Origin of the sequence: Pseudomonas sp. B21-028 (assembly GCF_024749045.1) — a bacterium.
GTDB lineage: Bacteria > Pseudomonadota > Gammaproteobacteria > Pseudomonadales > Pseudomonadaceae > Aquipseudomonas.
The window spans coordinates 3,031,796-3,050,932 of the sequence record NZ_CP087184.1 but is presented as its reverse complement, the minus strand read 5'-3'; the positions used below and the strand labels follow the sequence as shown (position 1 = coordinate 3,050,932).

Here is a 19,137-nt window from a genome sequence, read left to right as displayed (position 1 = left end):
AACCCATTGCCGGCGACTTGCACATTGGCGGAAAGGGCTCTAAACCCGCTCATTCAAATGTTCATGAGAATCCACCACAGAACCTGTGGGAGCGAAGCTTGCTCGCGATGTCGGTGGTTCAGCTTGCATCGAGACTGAATGGACAATTGTCATCGCGAGCAAGCTCAGCTCCCACAGGTTCTGTAGCGCTTTCCAGCAGTGATCACCGTTGCTACTTCAGCTCCACCAGCCGCAGCGACTGCGACCCGTTCAACGACAGGTGAATGGTGGCCGCCCGGCTAGGAAAATTCGGCGCATCGTCGTCGGTATTTTCCATGACCGGAATATCGATCAACGTCTGCTCCCCCGCCGGATCGCTGACCAGTTTGGCGTCCAGCTTATCGATCGAGCGCCAGCTATCGCCACCGATGCGAATCACGTCCAGCAAGCTGTAGTGCTGCTGGCCTTCGTCGTTTTCTTCAGGGGTAAAAGCCGCCAGGTATTGACTGTAATTGTTACCCATGCCGAAACCTTCGATGGTGAACACCGCAAGCGTTACCTCGCTGTCCTCCCCGGTATCCAGCGTCTGCACCAGCGTCGCTTCCGGGTAGCCGGTGGCGTAGCTGTCCTTGAGGAGCGCCACCAGATGCCCGACCTGCTCCTCCAAAGGTTTTGGAAGAGACTTTGGCTCGGCGGCGTGAGTCAGGCTACAGGCGAGGAACAGACTGGCGGTAAACACGTGCAATTTCATGGAGGGGGAAGTCCGAGGTACGGGAGGTGAGCGCGGATATTAGCGCATCGGCAGCATGGTTGATTAGCCTGCCGTTACCCGGACGCGGGCGAGTTGAATGTGCCGCCGCTATCGCGAGCAGGCTCGCTTCCACAGTTATCGGGCTCCCAGGAAAATCGGATTCATCACGAAACCTGTGGGAGCTGAGCTTGCTCGCGATGGCGGTGGGTCAGTTTGCATCGATATTGGAGGTACCGCCGCTATCGCGAGCAAGCTTTGCTCCCACATGTCAGCCTGCAGAGAGGTACTACGCCGACGTCGGCGCTCGATGCCTCAACGCCAGGGTCATACGCTGCAGCAATTCGCTTTCCGAAAACGGCTTGTGCAGAACCGGGTACCCGGCGAACTCGCCCGGTACCCCACTGACGCCGTAGCCGGTGCTGAACAAGAACGGAATGCCGCGATTGCGCAGGATCTCGGCCACCGGAAAAACCAGCTCACCGGCCAGGTTGACGTCCAGGAGAGCCAGGTCGATGAGCGCTGTACTTGCCTGATCCCGCGCCGTCGCAAGCCGGGCCACCGAAGCCACGACTTCGCAGCCGAAGTCCTCCAGCATTTCCTCGATCAACATGGCAATCGCGCCTTCGTCCTCGACGACGAGCACCCTGACGCCAGCGAATGGAGGCATGCCTAGGCTCCAATCAGAAACGAGAAGCGGCAGCAAACGCCCTCCTGGGCGAAGGTCAGGTCGAATTTGCCACCCAGGTCGCGCTCGATGCAGCGCTTCATCAACCGCGAACCCAGCCCTTCGCGCTCCGGTCGAGCCACGGGCGGCCCACCCTGCTCCCGCCAGTCCAGGATCAACAAGGTGCCGTTTGGTTGGGGCTGCAGGTCCCAGGTCACCGAAAGCGTGCCTGTCTCGACGGACATCGCGCCATATTTGAGCGCGTTGATCGCGAGTTCGTTGAGGGTCATCGTGAAGTTGAGCGCCACCCGGGTGCCGACGTCGATGGTCGCGCCTTCGATCGTGATGCGATCGGGCTCGAGCCCGAAGACTGGCATCAACACTTCATTGGCCAGGGCGTCCAGAGGGGTACTTTCCCAGTGCCGCTTAGTCAGCAGGTCATGGGCTCGTGACAGCGCCAGCAACCGGGCTTCGAAGCGCCGGTAGCCGTCTGTTGCATCCTCTGCGTTGCGCGCGGTCTGAGCCGCCAGAGACTGCACCGTGGCCAAGGTGTTCTTGACCCGGTGATTGAGCTCGTCGATCAACGTCTTCTGGCGGTTTTCCGCCTGCTTGCGCTCGGTAATGTCCACCAGCATGTTGATCGCGCCCACGAGATTGCCATCGGCGTCATGGAGAGGCGTCGGATAGGGATTGAACGGCACACGGACCCCATCCGGGCGTTCGGCAATAGCCTCGGCACCCCGAATCGCCCGGTTTTCCTTCAACGCCACCGCCATGGGGCATTGGTCGTGGGGAAGCGGACTTCCATCGGTGTTGAACAGCTTCCAGGTCACGCACCACATGTCGCCCAACTCGGGCGTGCGCCCCGACAACTCGACAGCCGCACGGTTATAGAAAGTGATGCGACCTTCAGCATCGGTGGTGTAGACCGCAGCGGGCAGTGCTTCGAGCACATTGCGCATATGCCGTTCGCTCTCGCGAACCTGGTTTTCCATCCTTTGCGCGAGGGTCACGTCCTGCAGCACCCGCACGCCATAGCGGAACTCGCCGCTGGCATCGCGTACCGACGAACTGTGGATGTCGAGGTAGACGATTTCGCCATCCGGCTTGAGCGCGCGCTTGCGCAGCACATAGTTGTCCAGTTCACCGGCAACCTGACGCGCGTACAAGGCTGCGTCCTGCCCGACGCTGTCCGGGTGGGTATAGTCCAGGAATGTCATCGCCAGCAGCTGTTCGCGAGTGCGGCCCAGCATGCGGCAGAGGGCATCGTTCACCCGCAGCAGGCGACCGTCGATGTCGGCCTCGGCGATCCCGATGGTCGCCGCCTCGTAGGTGGCCGAAAGCCTGTCGTCGCTCTCCTGGCGCGCCGCCTCGGCCGCATGAACGCAAGTCACGTCGATGGTGAAACACCGGGTGTTGAAGAGTTTTCCGTCCTCGAACCGCCCATTGGAAGTGATCGAGACATGTTTGATGGAACCGTCCTTGGCCTTCAAGCGTGCCGGGTAGCTCTCCAGGCAATCGCCGCTGCCCAGTTTATCGAGAATGTCGCCAATGACCGGCTCATCGACATGAAACTCGGTGATATGGCGGCCGATGTATTCCTCTTCCGAATAACCCAGCAGGGCCAGCTCAGCCTTGTTGGCGCGCAGGATGACGCCCTCGCCACTGACGATATGCAGGCCCACGGCGCTGTTTTCGAAGAAGTCTTCAAGGTCGGCGCTCTTGCGGCGAAGCTCCTCGGCCATGGCGTGGTGTGCGGAAATGTCCTGGAAGCAGTTGATCGCCCCCTGGATGACCCCTCGCCGATCTCTCAGGGCGCGGATGTTCATGAGTGCCACGAACCTCGATCCGTCCGGGCGCTGGATGACGATTTCCTGGTTGCGGGTCACAACGCCCGTGCTGAGCGCCGAGGCCGTCGGACAATCCTCAAACGCCAGCGGCGTGCCGTCGGTCAGGAACAATCGATGGGAACCACAGTAGCGATCACCGCTCACGCCGAGCTCCGGCTTACGCCCCCACAGTTCAGCCGCCTCACTGTTGTACCTGACGAGCCAACCCTCGCGGTCGCACAAATACACCGCTCCGGGAATGGCCTCGAGTGCATTCGTGCCAATCGAAACCAGGCTTTCGTATTCGCTTGGCGCCAGCGTTTCCCTGGGAAGTTCTTCAACGTTTGACATCAGTGATCCTCGATCCACCTGGCTAACCCGCTCTTGCTGTCCATCGCCCCATGTGTATATCCGGGCCGGTTCATCCGGCTCCAATAACGCAGTCTGAATTCAGGTGGGGTGTCTCGCGTACAACTACAATGGAGTCTAGATCCCTATTCGTCGTACGAGTTCAGGTTAACTTGGTACAACCGTCCTGCGCCTCAGAAATCAGCCGATAGCCACCGCCATCGGCTCAAGCTCTTTCGAGCAGTTGCTTCAAAATGGCTTTGTAGAGTGGTAGCTTCTCCCGTCTCACATCAGCCGGTTGCCGGGTAAAAATCCCGGCCTCCATCCATTGGCCGTTGACGTTAAGGCGCATATCAGCGTGACGCCAGACAATGCTCGCAGCCTTCACGATTCCCCTCCTCGAACAATGAAAACAAGAACATTCGCGCGCATCGCGATAGCGCTAAGCGCACTCCTGGTTGCCTGTGGGTCACATGCCCAGGTGCGTGAGCGAACGCCTTCCTCGCCTGCTGCCCGCAACGCGGTGATGGTGCCGCCGATCGTGTACGGGAGTTACCGGGGCATCCAGCTGTCTGAATCCGATGACGCGTGTGGCGTGCCGGGCCCGTTGCGCCAGGCGGTGAAAGAGGAACTGGAAGCCCGGCATAGATCCGTGCTCTCCGTGCCGGGTTCCGGTATGGGGGCCACCCCTTCGCTGAAGATCGAGATCATCGACATCGTGACCGTCAGCGCCGGCGGCCCAACCATCGTGGTCACTCGTGCCGTGCTTGAGCGGCCTGGGCTGCCGGCAGCGCAATTCACGGCGCAGCGCCAGATGCATATCCCATACTCCCGCATCACGGCGCAAACCACTGAATGCAGCGCGATGGAAGGGCTGACTCGCAAACTGGGCGTGGACATTGCGAAATGGATGCTTAAACCGACGGACGGGGTATACCTGGTAAACGGCCGGAGATAGAAAGCATCGAAGGTAGACATCGAGAAAGAAGAGGCGCGCCAACAGCAGAATGATCCGGTTCGTGGCTTCAAAAACCGGAGTGAGGTCCGGCCCCTCGAACGTCGGCTGCGGCCCTTGGGCAATATCGCAAACACACTACAGCGACCCGGAACACTGATCGGAGATGTTTCATGAGCATCGACTGGCTGAACTTCACACCCTGGTCATCCCTTGCAGGCGGCGCATTGATCGGTTTGGCGGCCAGCCTGTTCGTGGTCGCCAATGGGCGCGTTGCCGGCGTCAGCGGCCTGATCGGCAGCCTTTTGCAACGCAGCCGCGAGGGTGCAAGCGAGAAGGTGCTGTTTCTCCTGGGGTTATTCGTCGCTCCGCTTGTATGGGGTTTGTTCGCCTTCGTGCCACGGATTGAATTCCAGACCGGTTGGGTCGGGCTGGTTGTTGCAGGTTTGTTGGTCGGTATCGGCACCCGCTACGGCTCGGGCTGCACCAGTGGCCATGGCGTGTGTGGCATTTCACGACTCTCGCCGCGTTCGATGGTCGCCACGGCGTGTTTCATGCTCTGCGGCTTCGTGACGGTGTTTGTCCTGCGCCATGGTTTGGGAGCCTGAGCATGCGAAAGCTGACTGCGTTCATGGCCGGCCTGCTGTTTGGTATCGGTTTGCTGCTGGCGGGCATGACCAACCCGACCAAGGTGTTGGCTTTCCTTGATTTGAGCGGAGCCTGGGACCCCTCCCTGGCTTTGGTGATGGTCGGAGCGATTGGCGTTGCCATCGGGCCGCTGACCTGGGCGAGCCGGCAATCGCGCTCGCTGCTGGGAGCCACGATGCAGTTACCGGTCAAGCGTGAACTGGATCGGCGCCTGATCGGTGGCAGCCTGGTGTTTGGCGTCGGCTGGGGCATCGCGGGTATTTGCCCCGGCCCCGCCGTGACTATCCTGTTGACCGGACGCTGGCAGGTCATCGTCTTCACCTTGGCCATGCTGGCGGGCATGGCGGTGTTTTCTGTGTTGGAAAAGCGACCGCGCCCGTGATCAACGATCCGCGTGACGGGGCAATGCCATGGAGATCAGCGCGGCGAGCAAGACAAAGCCGCTGGAAATCCATAGGCATGCCTGCAACCCCTGAACCTGATAGACCCAACCGGAAAGCAACGTGCCGATCAATCGGCCCATGGCGTTGGACATGTAATAAAAGCCCACGTCCAGCGACACGCCATCCTCCTTGGCATAGGACACGATCAGGTAGCTGTGCAGGGACGAATTCACCGCGAACAACGCACCAAACACCGCCAACCCGCCGAGCAGCACCGTCTGTTGTGGTAGCCCGCTGTCCAGGCCCAGCGCAATGGTCATTGGCAGGCCCGCCAGTGCCAGCGCCCAGAGGAAAGCGCCACGGCCATCCGGTATATGCCCGCGTTTTTTGCCAGTAATATAGGGCGCAAACGACTGCACGAGGCCGTAGCCAATCACCCAGGCGGCGAGGAAACCGCCGACCTTCCAGAAGTCCCAGCCGAAGACGCTGCTCAGGTAGACGGGCAAGGCCACTACAAACCAGACGTCGCGGGCACCGAACAGGAACAGCCGCGCCGCCGAGAGGATATTGATCGCGCGACTCTTGGACAGCAGGTCACGGAACCTGGGCTTGGCTTTCGCCTTGCCCAGGTGCCTCTTCAGCAGGATCAGGCTACCGATCCAGATCAGCCCTAACGCACTGGCCATCGCCAGCAGCGCGCCCCTGAACCCCAACGACGCCAGCAAGGCGCCGCCGAGGAAAAAGCCCACGCCCTTGAGGGCATTTTTCGAGCCGGTGAGCATCGCCACCCACCGGTACAGCGTGCCCTGCTGCCCGTCGGGGACCAGAAGCTTGAGGGTGCTCTTGGCACTCATCTTGTTCAGGTCCTTAGCGATCCCGGACAGGGCCTGGGCCGCCATGACCCAGGGAACGCTCAGCCACACGGCCGGCACCGTCAACATGAGCAAGGCCACGACCTGCATGCCCAGGCCGATGTTCATGGTGCGGTTCAAACCCAGCCGGGCTCCCAGATAGCCGCCCACCAGGTTGGTGATGACGCCGAACAGTTCGTAGAACAGGAACAGCGCAGCGATTTGCAGCGGGCTGTAGCCCAGCGCATGAAAGTGCAACACCACCAACATGCGCAAGGCACCGTCGGTGAGGGTGAAGGCCCAGTAGTTACCCGTGACGAGCAGGTATTGCCGCACTTCTGGCGCGAGGGCCGCCAGTGCCTTCATGGGTGCCCGGCCAGACCGACCATCCGCGCCAGCTCGACGGTGCGGTTGGCGTAGCCCCACTCATTGTCGTACCAGGCATAGAGCTTGACCTGGGTCCCGTTGACGACCAGGGTCGACAGCGCATCGATGATGGATGAGCGCGGGTCGCTCCGGTAGTCGATGGACACCAGAGGCCGCTCTTCGAAACCGAGGATGCCTTTCAATTCGTTCTCAGCGGCGTCCTTGAGCCATTGATTCACTTCCTCGACAGTGGTGGCCCGCTCGACCTCGAAGACGCAGTCGGTCAGCGACGCATTGGCCAGTGGCACGCGCACGGCGTGACCGTTCAGGCGCCCGCGCAACTCGGGGAAGATTTCCGCGATGGCGGTGGCCGAGCCGGTGCTGGTGGGGATCAGGCTCATACCGCAAGCGCGGGCGCGACGCAGGTCCTTGTGGGGTTGATCGAGAAGGCTCTGGGTATTGGTCAGGTCATGGATGGTGGTGATCGAGCCGTGGCGGATGCCGAGCTTTTCGTGGATGACCTTGACCACCGGGGCCAGGCAGTTGGTGGTGCAGGATGCGGCGGTGACAATGGCATGTTCGGCGGGTTTGAACAGGTGCTGATTGACACCCATGACGATGTTCAGCGCGCCCTTTTCCTTCACTGGGGCGCTGACCACCACGCGCTTCACGCCTTGGTCGAGGTACGCCTGGAGCACGGCGACGGTCTTCATCTTGCCGCTGGCCTCGATCACCAGATCGCAGGCTGACCAGTCGGTGTCGGCAATGGTCTTGTTGGCCGTCACCTTGATCCGCCTGCCCTCGATGACGATGTCGTCGCCGTCTGCATCGGCCTGGTGATTCCAGCGGCCGTGCACGGAGTCGAAGTTCAACAGGTGCGCATGGGTGGCCGCGTCACCGGCAGGGTCGTTGACCTGCACAAACTCGAACTCGGGCCAATGCCAGGCGGCCCGCATCGCGAGACGACCGATCCGGCCAAAACCATTGATGCCTACTTTGATCGTCATGTTGCTTGGACCTATATACGAAAATCTGAATATATGTTTTCCCGTATGCAATGGGAAGACCTGGTGTCTGTACTGCGGTGCAAATTGGGAGAGTGGGGAGTCAGATAGTTCAATGTTGGATGTGCCGCCGTCATCGCGAGCAGGCTCGCTCCCACAGGTCCGGTGTCGCACATAAGTAGTGCATGCACCGCCTCTCCAATGTGGAAGCGAGCCTGCTCGCGATGGCGCTGGTTCAGCTTGCATCCATGTCGAATGTACCACCGCCTTCGCGGGCAAGCCTGGCTCCCACAGGGACCGGTGTCGTCCATAAGTAAGGCATGCACCGCCAATCCAGTGTGGGAGCGAGCCTGCTCGCGATGGCGCTGGTTCAGCTTGCATCCATGTCGAATGTGCGGCCGTCTTCGCGGGCAAGCCTGGCTCCCACAGGTCCGGTGTCGTCCATAAGTAAGGCATTCACCGCCGATCCACTGTGGGAGCGAGCCTGCTCGCGATGGCGCTGGTTCAGCTTGCATCCATGTCGAATGTACCGCCGTCTTCGCGGGCAAGCCTGGCTCCCACAGGGGCCGGTGTCGTCCATAAGTAAGGCACGCACCGCCGATCCACTGTGGGAGCGAGCCTGCTCGCGATGACGGTGGTAAAGTGCTCGGCAATCGAATGAGAACCCACTTTGAGAGACCCGGGGTGTCCAACCTCCATCTCTCATCAGCCGCAGCGATAACAGCATGATCGAAATCACTGAAGTTTCCATTGCCCAACTGCGCGCCGCGCTCGAATCGGGACAGACGACAGCGGTAGAGCTGGTCCAGGCCTACCTCGCCAGGATCGAGGCCTATGATGGGCCGGACACGCCCACCGCCCTGAACGCGGTGGTGGTGCGAAACCCGGAGGCGTTGAACGAGGCGCGGGCATCCGATGCCCGCCGGGCCCAGGGCAAGACGCTGGGGCCGCTCGATGGCATTCCCTATACCGCCAAGGACAGCTACCTGGTGAAAGGCCTCACCGCCGCCTCCGGAAGCCCGGCCTTCAAGGACCTGATTGCCTACCGCGATGCCTTCACCATCGAGCGGCTGCGCGGTGCCGGGGCGATCTGCCTGGGCAAGACCAATATGCCGCCCATGGCCAACGGCGGTATGCAGCGCGGCGTGTACGGCCGTGCCGAGAGCCCGTACAACGGCGATTACCTCACCGCACCCTTTGCCTCGGGCTCTTCCAACGGCGCCGGCACGGCAACGGCCGCCAGTTTCGCCGCATTCGGCCTGGCCGAGGAAACCTGGTCGAGCGGCCGCGGCCCGGCCTCGAACAATGGCTTGTGTGCCTACACGCCTTCACGCGGCGTGATCTCGGTGCGCGGCAACTGGCCGCTGACGCCAACGATGGACGTGGTGGTGCCTTTCGCCCGGACCATGGCCGATCTGCTGGAAGTGCTGGATGTGGTGGTCGCGCAAGACCCGGACACCCGGGGCGACCTGTGGCGCCTGCAACCCTGGGTGCCCATTCCGAGCGTCGACACCGTGCGGCCCGCCTCCTACCCCGCGCTCGCCGCTTCTTCCGAGGCGCTGGCAGGTATCCGCTTCGGCGTTCCGCGCATGTACATCAACGCCGATCCCGACGCCGGCACGGCCGAATCCCCTGGCATCGGTGGTCCGACCGGGCAACGCATCATCACCCGGCCTTCGGTGATCGCCCTCTGGGAAGAAGCACGCAAGGCCCTCGAAGCCTGCGGCGCCGAAGTGATCGAAGTGGATTTCCCGCTGGTATCCAATTGCGAGGGCGACCGCCCCGGCGCACCGACGGTATTTACCCGCGGCCTGGTTTCCAAGGAATTCCTCCACCACGAACTGTGGGACCTGTCGGCCTGGGCGTTCGATGATTTCCTGCGGGCCAACGGTGACCCGAAACTCAATCGCCTGGCCGACGTGAATGGTCCGCTGATCTTCCCCCACGACCCGGGCACCCTGCCCAACCGCGAGGACGATCTGGCCGCCGGCATGGACGAATACGTGAAGATGGCCGAACGCGGCATCATGCCCTGGGACCAGATCCCGACGCTGCCGGACGGCCTGCGAGGGCTGGAAAAGACCCGTCAGATCGACCTTGAAGACTGGATGAAACGGCTTGGACTCGATGCGGTGATTTTCCCCACCGTCGCCGACGTCGGGCCGGCGGACGCCGACGTCAACCCGGTCTCCGCGGATATCGCCTGGAGCAATGGCGTCTGGGTCGCCAACGGCAATCTCGCCATCCGCCATCTGGGCGTGCCTACCGTCACCGTGCCGATGGGCGTCATGGCCGACATCGGCATGCCTGTCGGCTTGACGTTTGCCGGTCGTGCCTATGACGACTCGAAGCTGCTGCGCCTGGCCTCGGCATTCGAATCGACCGGGTCGAAGCGGCGGGTACCGCCGCGTACACCACCGTTGTCGACTCGCTGAAGCTAAAGGGTGGTGGAGCTTGGCCCACCACCCCACTGGTCCGACGCCGGATAAGACAGCTTGAGGCCGTGCGCCTTGGCGGCGGGGTTCAATATCGCCTTGCTCGATTTATCCTTGTCCATGATGTGGATGACCTCGACGTCGCGCAGCAACAGATAATCGGCGATGATCCTGCGATGGCAGCGCCACCAGACCGCTTCCGCGCACATGATGACGCACCGCTGGGTTTCACCGAGCGCCAGCAGCCGGTTCAGACCGGCCTCGAACTCATCTGAGAGCGCATAGTCGGCGTAATTGTGAAAACTGCGATTGGTCCAGAATCCGTTGGTTTCTTCCGGGACGGTGCTCGACTTCTTTCGCAGCCCTCCCAACTCCACGATCTGCTCATGGTTGATCCCAAGCCGGGCCAATTCTCCAGGCAAGCTATCCAGGTTGTACTGGGGATTCGTCCGGGATCGCGGAACCGTTCGCACGTCGACCACAGTGTCGATACCGAAGCTTGCGATGGTTTCCACGAACTGTTCGAGGGTCCTGGTCGAATGACCTATCGTATAAACATTGTTCATGACCAAGCCCCTCGAAACTGCACGGTCAATGGCTGCCGGATTCGGCGCTTACGCCATATTTCTCTAACAACTTCAGCGTGACACCATTGGTCCAGCCAAAGCCATCCTGCAACTCATATTCGCCCCCACCGCCCCCCTGCCCCGCGCCGGACACGTCGTATTTCTCCACCAGTTTGTCTTCGTCGCGATAGAGATTCCGCACCTGCTGCAAAAAGCGCGTGCCAATCTGCTCAGCCAGCGCGGTTTGCCCATAACGGTTCAAACCTTCCACCGCCACCCATTGCAGCGGTGCCCAGCCATTGGGCTCATCCCACTGCTGGCCGTTGCTGACCTGGGTGGTCGCGATACCGCCCGGACGCAGCAAACCTGAACGTACCGCATCGGCAGTACGGCCTGCGCGCTCGGCCGAGGCCAAACCGGTGTATAGCGGAAACAGCGTCGCAGCGGTCAGGTTGGGGCGTTGCTGCTTCAGTTGCCAATCGTAGTCCACGTAATAACCACCATCGGCCTTCCATAAATGTTGCTCGATGGCACGCTGACGCTGGTCGGCGCGCTGGCCGTAGGTCTGGACGCAAGGCACGTTCTGAACAGTCTCGCAGCCTTTGGCGATGGTGCGTTCCAGGTGATACATCAGGCTGTTCAGGTCCACCGGCACGATGGAGGTGGTCCGTATCGTCGTCAGGTCCTTGCTGTCGCCCAGCCAGCGGGAGCTGAAATCCCAGCCGCTTTCTGCCCCGGCACGCAGGTCACGCCAGACCTCCTGCTTCGGCCTGTCCGTCTGTTCTGCGGTCTTGAGGTCTTGCAACCAGGACTCCTGCCGCGGCGTTGGACTGGCATCCCAGTAGCGATTGAGCACGCTGCCATCCCCCAGCTTGACCACGTGTTCGGCGGCCGCGCCGGGCTTGAGCGTTTGTGCCCCAGCCATCCAGTAGGCATATTCCTTTTGCAGTTGTGGCAGGTATCGACTGTAGGCCTGGTCACCCTCGATGTGCGCCTGCAACTCCACCATGTAGGCAAAGAACGGCGGCTGCGACCGGCTCAAGTAGTACGTGCGGTTGCCATTGGGGATATGACCATAGGTGTCGATCATGTAGGCGAAGTTGTCGACCATCTGCCGCACCTGGGCCTTGTCGCCGCTTTGCTCCAGGCCGAGCATGGTGAAATAGGAGTCCCAGTAATACATCTCGCGAAAACGCCCGCCCGGCACCACATAAGGCTGGGGCAAGGGCAGCAGGCTGCTGTACTGAGGCACTTCCCTGTAGGTTCGGCTCAGCACCGGCCAGAGATTGTCGATGTGCTCCCGGATCGGCGCGCCGGGTTTCGGCGCCGGGCTTTCGGCTTGGCCGGATTCGGTGAAATTGTCCTTGACGAATGCCTTGAGGTCGAAGCCGGCGCTGTCGCGGCGGGCCAGGTAATCGGCACGGATCTGCGCCGGGTCGCGGTTCGGCAGCGCGTCGACGAAGTGTTTCTGGTCGGTAAACACCTGGCCGCGCTGCACCGCTTCGAACAGCTCCGGATAAGCCTGGTCAGGCGGCGAGTTGGCCCGCCCCTGGGCATCGGCGTAGCTCCATGTTGCCGGTGGTTGACTGGAACAGGCCGTGCAAAGCACGACGGCGAAGGACAAGCTGGTGAAATGCAAAGGTCGCATCAGTGGACTCCCTGTTGTCGTTCCTGGACAAACGAGTGACAGGCCGGAGTGACACTGGGTTCCTTTAAATCGCTGGTTCGCTGGCACCCACCCACAGTTTTTCGGGCGTTCACAAATCCGGCGTACACCTCAAAATCCCTGTGGGAGCGAGCCTGCTCGCGATGGCGGCGGGTCAGTCAGCAGGAATATGGCTGTACCGACGCCATCGCGAGCAGGCTCGCTCCCACAATCTCGAAGAACAAATCGCGAAACTGCACGACTCCTTATCGGAGAGCACCATGTCAATCATCCTGAGGGGGCCTCGCGGCTGGCTCATGACACCCTCAGACAACGAAATGCTTGACCATGGCGTCCAGCTCGTCGGCCAGGTCCGCCAGCTCGCGGCTCGAAGCGTGAGTCTGGTTCGCCGCACCGGCCGCCTGGACGGAAACATCGCGGATGCAGAGCAGGTTGCTGTCAACCTCGCGGGCCACATGAGACTGTTCCTGGGTGGAACCGGCAATGCTCTGGCTGCGCTCGTTGATCTGCATGATGGCCATGCCAATAACCCCCAGGGCGGCGCCCGCCTCGCGCGCGACTTCGAGGGTTTCCCGGGTCTTGCCGTTGCTGTTCTGCATGGCGCCGAGGGCTTGCTCGCTGCCGGTCTTGACCGAGCCGATGATGCTCTCGATCTGTCGGGTCGACTCCTGGGTCCGCCGCGCCAATGCCCGGACTTCGTCCGCCACCACGGCGAAACCGCGTCCGCTTTCACCCGCCCTCGCCGCTTCGATCGCGGCGTTCAAGGCCAGCATGTTGGTCTGCTCGGCAATGCCGCGAATCACATCCAGCACGGACGTGATGCCGCCAATCTGCTGCGCCAGATTCTGCAAGGCATCGGTGGTGTGCTCGATATCGCCAGCCAGGGACTCGATGGCACCGACGGTGCGCTCCACGCTTTCCTGGCCCTGGCGGGAACATTGATTGGCAGACTCGGACACCTGGGAAGCCGAGACGGCATTGCGTGCGACGTCCTCAATGGCGCTGGTCAGTTCGGTGACGGCGGTGGCAGCCTGGTCCAGTTCACCGCTCTGTCGCGTCAGCCCATGGCTGGCGTCCTGGGTCACGGCGCTCAGCTCGGCGGCGGTCGAAGCCAGGCGCCTGGCTGAGTTCATGATGCGCTTGACGGTCTCACGCAGTCCCTCCTGCATATGCTGCAGGGCTTGCAGCAAGCGGGCCGGCTCGTCCGTACCGAGGGTATCGATGGGGTGGCTCAGATCGCCCACGGTGATACGCTCGGCGGCCTGCAAGGCCGCGCTCATCTGCTTGAGCAACCGCAACACCATGGAGGTTGCCAGCGCGGCACCGACCAGCAACATCGCCAACAGGCCGGCGGACATCAACAGGATGTCGTGCCTGGCATCGTCGCGGCGAGCCTCGAGCGCATCGGCGAGCGCGGCCAATGCCGGGCGGTTGAAGGCGTACAAGGCATCGACCGTCCTGGCATAGTTCGCTATGTAGTCAGCCACCGGATAGCCGGGCTCACCGGCTGAGATCAACTGCGTGTCGGTCAGCTTCAAGGCCTGCTCGACCTGGGGGCGCAGTGTCGCCAGAGGCGCGCTCAACAACGCATTGAATTCAGGGCTGGCGGCGTGGACCTTGGTGAAAGAGCGGTTCAATTGGTCAAAGCTGTTCATCACCTGGATCGCCAGGCTGCCCAGGGCCGCACGCTGTTCGGGCTCGATCCGCCCTTGCGCCAGATACAAGGCACCGGTCGCACTCAACTGTCCAAGCAACTCGCCGGTCTGCGGCAGCTCAACCATCGTGCCGCTCATCAGGTAATAGGTTTCGAAGATCGGGTCCAGCGACAACTCGAAATGATCGAGCAGCCCATCCTCGACTTGCAAAGCGGCGGCGATCAACCGGACATGGGCCGCCAGGCTTTGCGAACCATCGATGGTCGCGCCCGAGACCTGCCTGGCCAGCTCACCCCATAGCCGGCGCACTTGGCCAAACGCATCCATCAGGCTGGCGGATACCTGTGAGTCATTCAATGTCCGTTCGGTTTGCTCGAAGGCGCGCTCCACCTCAGCCTGTTTTTTCTGCCTGGCCTCCAGTAATCCGTGGTTGCCACCCAGCACGGCGGACGAAAGGCCACTGTGCTGCTGGGTCAGTTGTACCAGTTGCAGCAGATCCTGCACCGGCTGCATGCCGCGAAACTCCTGCACTGCCTGACGGCTCTGACTCAAGGCGCCCAGTACATACAAGGAAGTCGGTGCTGCGATCAGTGCCAGGCAAAGCAACGCCAGCATTGAAAACTTGCCGGGTAAAGACAGTCGATCAAATAGGTGCATAGGTAGACTCTCGGCGCGTTATGGAGGAGTTCGCGGGGCCTGGATCCGCAACGCTGCCCGGGGTGAAGACGCTCATCCGTGGTTGCGATAGATCAGCCTGGCCGCTCGCTTCTTCGGCGACGGCCAGCTCTTCGGAAACCGATATAAGGCTTGGACGCAGGCTCATGACAGCAATTCGTCCTGTTCCTCTGGTGGGGTCGGCGCGCGCAGTACGATGGACTCGCTCGCCAGCAAGACCCGTTCGATGTCCAGCAACGTCACGCTCTGGGCGTTGACCATGGCAGTACCCAGGACGAACTCATTGCCGATCCTGTCGCCCGATGTTGTGGGTGCCACGATTTGCGTCCAGGGGATGTCGAGTATCCTGCCAACTCTCTCGGTCACTATGCCGACGCGCTGCCAACGGTCGCCCAGCGACACATCAACGATGACGATATGGGTGCTTATATCGATCTTGATGGGCTGCCCGCCGAAGTGCGCGCCCAGGTCGATCACCGGCACCAGTGAACTGCCCAACCTGACCGCTCTGGACTGCGACGACCGGCCTGGCTTGGGAGTGAGTTGAGTCGCCTCCACGAGGGCGTGCACGTTCAACAGGCTCAGCGCAAACGGCATGCCATCGAGCGTGAAGGAAAGGTACTGGCTGTCGAGTGTGCTGTTCAGGGCCGCTCCCGGCTCGACGTTACGGGTGAGCGTCTGGCTTTTTTCCAGCATATGAGTGGTCAAGTCCGCCAGGTGCTGCATTTTTTCGGCGAGTTGAACGAAGCTCTGGGCCCGACCCGCGTCAGGCTGGATGCCGATGGCAGGATTGGTTGCCAGTGAATCGCTCCGCCCCGTTCCGTGAGCTTGATCCGTACCTCGCACGGTGTTCAAGGGCAGAACCTTGTTGCTCAGGGTGGCGGAAATATCGGCAAGCTGCTCCATCGTACTGCGCTGGAAGTGCTCAAGCGTTTCAGGAGCACGCCCCGCAAGCGGGTCGCTGAATGGACCCGGGAGGGTCTCGGATGGATAGCGTCGGTAGTAGCTAACCACAGTCATCAGCATGATCATGCCGGGGGTGACCGCCAGCAATAACCAGAACGAAATCCCCAGGCCGCCGATAAGCGCAAACAGCACGACCAGCAGCATCAGCATGACGAAAATACCGCCGAACACGATGCCCGCATTCAGCCCTTTAAAACGCTTCATTACAGATGCTCACCTTGATCATTCCTGAAAACGCACGAAGCCTGCCGGCAGCGGATGATCTGGTTGAGCGGGTTCATCGCCGTGTTGATCTGGTTGACACCCGTGGACTGTTCCTCGGATGCGGCCGAGATTTCCGACAGGACCAGGACCGCCAAGGGCAGGCCCGCTGCGGAGCCGGGAGCTTCGATTGTTGCGCTCAAATGTGAACTCTCCGTCCGTGACCGGACCTGCTGGCGGATGCGGGACGCCAGTAGCCTTGCTTCAAAAATCTTGCGTCAAAGCAACAGTCAAAATGCCATGCACGGATGATGACGGTCGGGTGCAGCGGCAACCATCGGGCATTGCTGGTTTTTGGGTAGGCTCTACCGCGCAGGAAGTAGGCATTGCCCTACCGGAACAGTCGACGCAAAACCCTGTGGGAGCGAGCCTGCTCGCTCCCACAGGGTCGTCACTTGATCTTCAACTGAGCCCATCAATCGATCAGGTGTTGGCTCACGGCAAAGCGCACGATCTCGGCATTGCTGGAAAACCCCATCTTTTCCATCAACCGCGACTTGTGAGTGCTGACAGTCTTGTGGCTGATGCTCAGCGTCTCGGCGATACGGGTCACGCTGGTGCCGCGGGCGAACAGGAGCAGGATCTGAAACTCACGCTCGGTGAGGGTGTGGTGGTGGGAGTGCTGTTTCAACCCGCTGACTTCGAAGGCAATGCGTTCGGCAATTTGCGGATCGATGAAACGCATTCCGCCGGCCACGCGGCGGATTGCATCCAGCAGGGTCGACAGCGAACACATCTTGCACAGATAACCGGTGGCGCCGGCCCTGAGGATGTGCTGGGCAATCTGGGGTTCGTTGTGCACGCTCAGCACCAGCATTTTCTGATCAGGGTAGCGGGCACTGATGTGCGTCACCAACTCAGCGCCACTGATACCCGGCATGTTCATATCGAGTAGCAACAGGTCGACGCCGCCTCGCTGCAACCGCTCCAGCACCATGGCGCCGTTCTCGGCTTCGGCCACCACCTGCAGGTCGCCCGCCAAGACAAAAAGCTGTTTCAAACCCTCGCGCATGATGGCGTGGTCATCGGCAATCAACAGACGGATTTTTTTGCTCATGGGTGATGGACACGCTGAACTGAACGAACCGGGTGAGCGGCAAAGGCAAGCCCGATTCAGATTGGCATGGGAGCCACTCAGCCAGCTATCAGGGGGCGCTGGTTTTTCAGTAGGGAATCACCGTCACGGGTAGGCCAATGACTACCCGCGCGGGATTACAAGGCATTCGCCAGCACGGCCTGATTACGCCCCTGGGCCTTGGCCAGGTAGAGGGCCTGGTCGGCTTGCTTGAGCAGATCCTGGGCCGTGCGCTCTTCCATCAGCACCATGACCGACAGGCCAATACTCACCGTCACGACGCCCAACGGGGACATGACATGGGGCATCGCCATGGCTTCCACGGCCTGACCCAATGCCTGGGCATGTTGCAACGCCGTGTCGACGCTGGGCGTCGTGGTGATGAGCACGAACTCTTCGCCACCATAACGCGCCACCAGATCGCCCGCCCGCTGGGCGTGAGCCTTGAGGGCATTGGCGACGCTGCGCAGGCAATCGTCACCGGCCTGATGCCCGTAATGGTCGTTGTACTTCTTGAAGTGATCCACATCGATCAACATCAGCGACAGCAGAGTTCCCGCCCGTACCGAGCGACGCCATTCGTTGACCAGGGTCTCATCGAAATGCCGGCGGTTGGCAATGCCGGTCAAACCGTCAGTCGTACTCAACACGACCAGTTGGCGATTGGCTTCCTCCAGCGCAGCGGTACGGTCCTTGACCTTGAGCTCCAATTGTTCCTGGGCATCCTGGACCCGGTCCGCCATCTTGGCGAAGTCGCGGGCCAGTTCGCCGATCTCGTCGGCGGAGCGGATCGGCAGGGTGTCACGGTTCAGGCGCTCCCTGGACAGACCGAGCGAACGCGTGGCCTGGATCAATCGGAACAACGGAATGGCCACCTGTTTCTGCAGGATGGAGCGCAGGATGAAGATCTCCACCAAAAGGGTCAGCAGTCCAAGAGTGATCACGATGAGCAGGTTGTCAAAAATCGCCGGGATCATCTGCGCCCGGGGAAAGTGCACGGCCAAGACCCAGGGCGTACCGGGAACGATGCCCATCGCGACAATGTCGTCGCGAGTCTGCACCACTGTCGCCTCGCCGGGCGTCAGCGAAGCAACGGCCTCGAGCAGTGGATAGTCGCCGGCCAACCCGAGCGAGCGAATGGAGGCCTTGCCTTCGCTGCTTTTGACCTGGTCCATCTGGCCTGGATAGTAGACCAGCGTGCCGTCGCTGTCGGCGATGAACATCGTGCTGTAGGCACCGCTCACGAAGGGCTTGGCGGTGCGCTTCATGAGTTCATCGAGCAGCACATCGACACAGGCCAGGATCTGGTGCTTGCCGGAAGCATCGACCACGTCAGGTGTCGCGACAGTGGTCATCCAGGCGTTGTTGGAAGCATCCCAGTACATACGGGTGAACAGCGTTTCGTTGCCGGATGTCGCGAAGCCGCGCTCGTAGAACTCGTAGGTTTCCAGTTTCAGGGCATCCGGCCCCGAATAGGTGAAGACCTTGGCGATATCCGCCTGCTGGTAGATGGGAAAGCCTTTTTCCGGCACCACGCCATAGAAATTGAACAGTCGCCCCTCGGTGCTGGAACCGTACTTGTGGGAGAGGATATAAGACAGGGCAAACCGCGCCTTGATGTCGTCGTTGAGTGGGATATCGGGCGCGTAAGTGGCTGACATCCCGGCAAATCGCCGGCCGTCCGGCAGCGGTTCGCCTTCGAACAGCATCGGACGTTGCGTATAGGAGCCGTCTTCGTGACGGTAGAAGATCCGGTCGAAGTCCCGCACCAGCGTCGCCGCCATGCCCGGACGGGCCAGCGTGCTTTTGAATTCATTCAGGAAGTTGCGCTGCAGATCCTTGATCTCGTTGAATGGCAGGGCTTCGCGCTGCAAGGACTGCTCGGTGGACAGCAGTAGTTGTGCGGTAACCGCCGTCTCCAGCGAATGGAGATTCACGTAATAGGAGACCGCCCCGGCACACAACGACACCAGGCCGATCCGCGTCACCGCCAGGCGCAGGGCCCGTGAAGTGAGTGAGCTCTTGCTGGATTTGAAACCCGGTTCTGCTTGCACCCTCTC

Annotated in this window: 14 protein-coding genes and 3 pseudogenes; 4 read left to right on the top strand and 13 right to left on the bottom strand. The window is 61.3% G+C overall.

Annotated elements, in window-relative coordinates; genetic code table 11:
- Positions 1 to 211: 211 nt before the first annotated feature.
- The 3 genes from LOY35_RS13305 to LOY35_RS13295 form a co-directional block, all read right to left on the bottom strand.
- On the bottom strand, positions 212 to 730 hold the full coding sequence (locus tag LOY35_RS13305; RefSeq protein WP_258633143.1) for a hypothetical protein: 519 nt from the start codon (positions 728 to 730) through the stop codon (positions 212 to 214).
- A gap of 286 nt (positions 731 to 1,016) precedes the next feature.
- Positions 1,017 to 1,397 (bottom strand): response regulator, encoded by a 381-nt coding sequence (locus LOY35_RS13300; protein WP_258633140.1) that lies wholly within the window; start codon positions 1,395 to 1,397, stop codon positions 1,017 to 1,019.
- A 2-nt stretch (positions 1,398 to 1,399) separates the two neighbouring features.
- Positions 1,400 to 3,574 (bottom strand): PAS domain S-box protein, encoded by a 2,175-nt coding sequence (locus tag LOY35_RS13295; protein WP_258633138.1) that lies wholly within the window; start codon positions 3,572 to 3,574, stop codon positions 1,400 to 1,402.
- A 355-nt stretch (positions 3,575 to 3,929) separates the two neighbouring features.
- Between LOY35_RS13295 and LOY35_RS13290 the strand changes: the two genes are divergently transcribed.
- From LOY35_RS13290 to LOY35_RS13280, 3 genes and pseudogenes are all read left to right on the top strand, one after another.
- Positions 3,930 to 4,529, top strand: a complete 600-nt coding sequence (locus tag LOY35_RS13290) for a hypothetical protein (RefSeq protein ID WP_258633135.1) — start codon at positions 3,930 to 3,932, stop codon at positions 4,527 to 4,529.
- Positions 4,530 to 4,678: 149 nt separating this feature from the next.
- A pseudogene (locus tag LOY35_RS13285) lies at positions 4,679 to 5,134 on the top strand (YeeE/YedE family protein); the annotation flags it as partial.
- A gap of 2 nt (positions 5,135 to 5,136) precedes the next feature.
- The gene (locus LOY35_RS13280; RefSeq protein ID WP_258633133.1) at positions 5,137 to 5,556 is read left to right on the top strand and encodes a DUF6691 family protein; all 420 of its coding nucleotides are present in this window, start codon (positions 5,137 to 5,139) and stop codon (positions 5,554 to 5,556) included.
- On the opposite strand, the gene arsJ is transcribed toward LOY35_RS13280, so the two are convergent.
- Both arsJ and LOY35_RS13270 read right to left on the bottom strand, forming a co-directional pair.
- Positions 5,557 to 6,774 carry an organoarsenical effux MFS transporter ArsJ gene (arsJ, locus tag LOY35_RS13275; RefSeq protein WP_258633131.1) on the bottom strand — a complete coding sequence of 406 codons (1,218 nt, stop codon included), beginning with the start codon at positions 6,772 to 6,774 and terminating at the stop codon, positions 5,557 to 5,559.
- Entirely contained in the window at positions 6,771 to 7,781 is a 1,011-nt protein-coding gene (locus LOY35_RS13270) for an ArsJ-associated glyceraldehyde-3-phosphate dehydrogenase (protein WP_258633128.1), read from the bottom strand. Before LOY35_RS13270 ends, arsJ begins: the two co-directional genes overlap by 4 nt.
- Before the next feature lie 722 nt (positions 7,782 to 8,503).
- Between LOY35_RS13270 and LOY35_RS13265 the strand changes: the two genes are divergently transcribed.
- Positions 8,504 to 10,213: an amidase gene (locus tag LOY35_RS13265; protein ID WP_258633126.1), complete on the top strand. Its 1,710-nt coding sequence runs from the start codon at positions 8,504 to 8,506 to the stop codon at positions 10,211 to 10,213.
- Positions 10,214 to 10,215: 2 nt separating this feature from the next.
- Here the strand turns inward: LOY35_RS13265 and LOY35_RS13260 are convergent, their stop codons facing one another.
- From LOY35_RS13260 to LOY35_RS13230, 8 genes and pseudogenes are all read right to left on the bottom strand, one after another.
- Positions 10,216 to 10,779 (bottom strand): DUF488 family protein, encoded by a 564-nt coding sequence (locus LOY35_RS13260; RefSeq protein ID WP_258633125.1) that lies wholly within the window; start codon positions 10,777 to 10,779, stop codon positions 10,216 to 10,218.
- A gap of 25 nt (positions 10,780 to 10,804) precedes the next feature.
- A complete protein-coding gene (gene treA / locus LOY35_RS13255) occupies positions 10,805 to 12,427 on the bottom strand; it encodes an alpha,alpha-trehalase TreA (RefSeq protein ID WP_258633123.1) in 1,623 nt (540 codons plus the stop codon).
- 323 nt (positions 12,428 to 12,750) lie between these two features.
- Positions 12,751 to 13,260 (bottom strand): annotated as a pseudogene (locus LOY35_RS28580) (methyl-accepting chemotaxis protein); the annotation flags it as partial.
- Between the two features lie 345 nt (positions 13,261 to 13,605).
- Positions 13,606 to 13,749 (bottom strand): annotated as a pseudogene (locus LOY35_RS28575) (HAMP domain-containing protein); the annotation flags it as partial.
- A 1,170-nt stretch (positions 13,750 to 14,919) separates the two neighbouring features.
- On the bottom strand, positions 14,920 to 15,945 hold the full coding sequence (locus tag LOY35_RS13245) for a chemotaxis protein CheW (RefSeq protein WP_258633117.1): 1,026 nt from the start codon (positions 15,943 to 15,945) through the stop codon (positions 14,920 to 14,922).
- Positions 15,945 to 16,145 carry a hypothetical protein gene (locus LOY35_RS13240; protein WP_258633114.1) on the bottom strand — a complete coding sequence of 67 codons (201 nt, stop codon included), beginning with the start codon at positions 16,143 to 16,145 and terminating at the stop codon, positions 15,945 to 15,947. The genes LOY35_RS13245 and LOY35_RS13240 overlap by 1 nt, the downstream gene beginning before the upstream one ends.
- Positions 16,146 to 16,417: 272 nt before the next feature.
- Entirely contained in the window at positions 16,418 to 17,059 is a 642-nt protein-coding gene (locus tag LOY35_RS13235; RefSeq protein WP_258633112.1) for a response regulator transcription factor, read from the bottom strand.
- A 155-nt stretch (positions 17,060 to 17,214) separates the two neighbouring features.
- Positions 17,215 to 19,131, bottom strand: coding sequence for a diguanylate cyclase (locus LOY35_RS13230; protein ID WP_258633109.1), 1,917 nt, complete (start codon positions 19,129 to 19,131; stop codon positions 17,215 to 17,217).
- Positions 19,132 to 19,137: the final 6 nt, after the last annotated feature.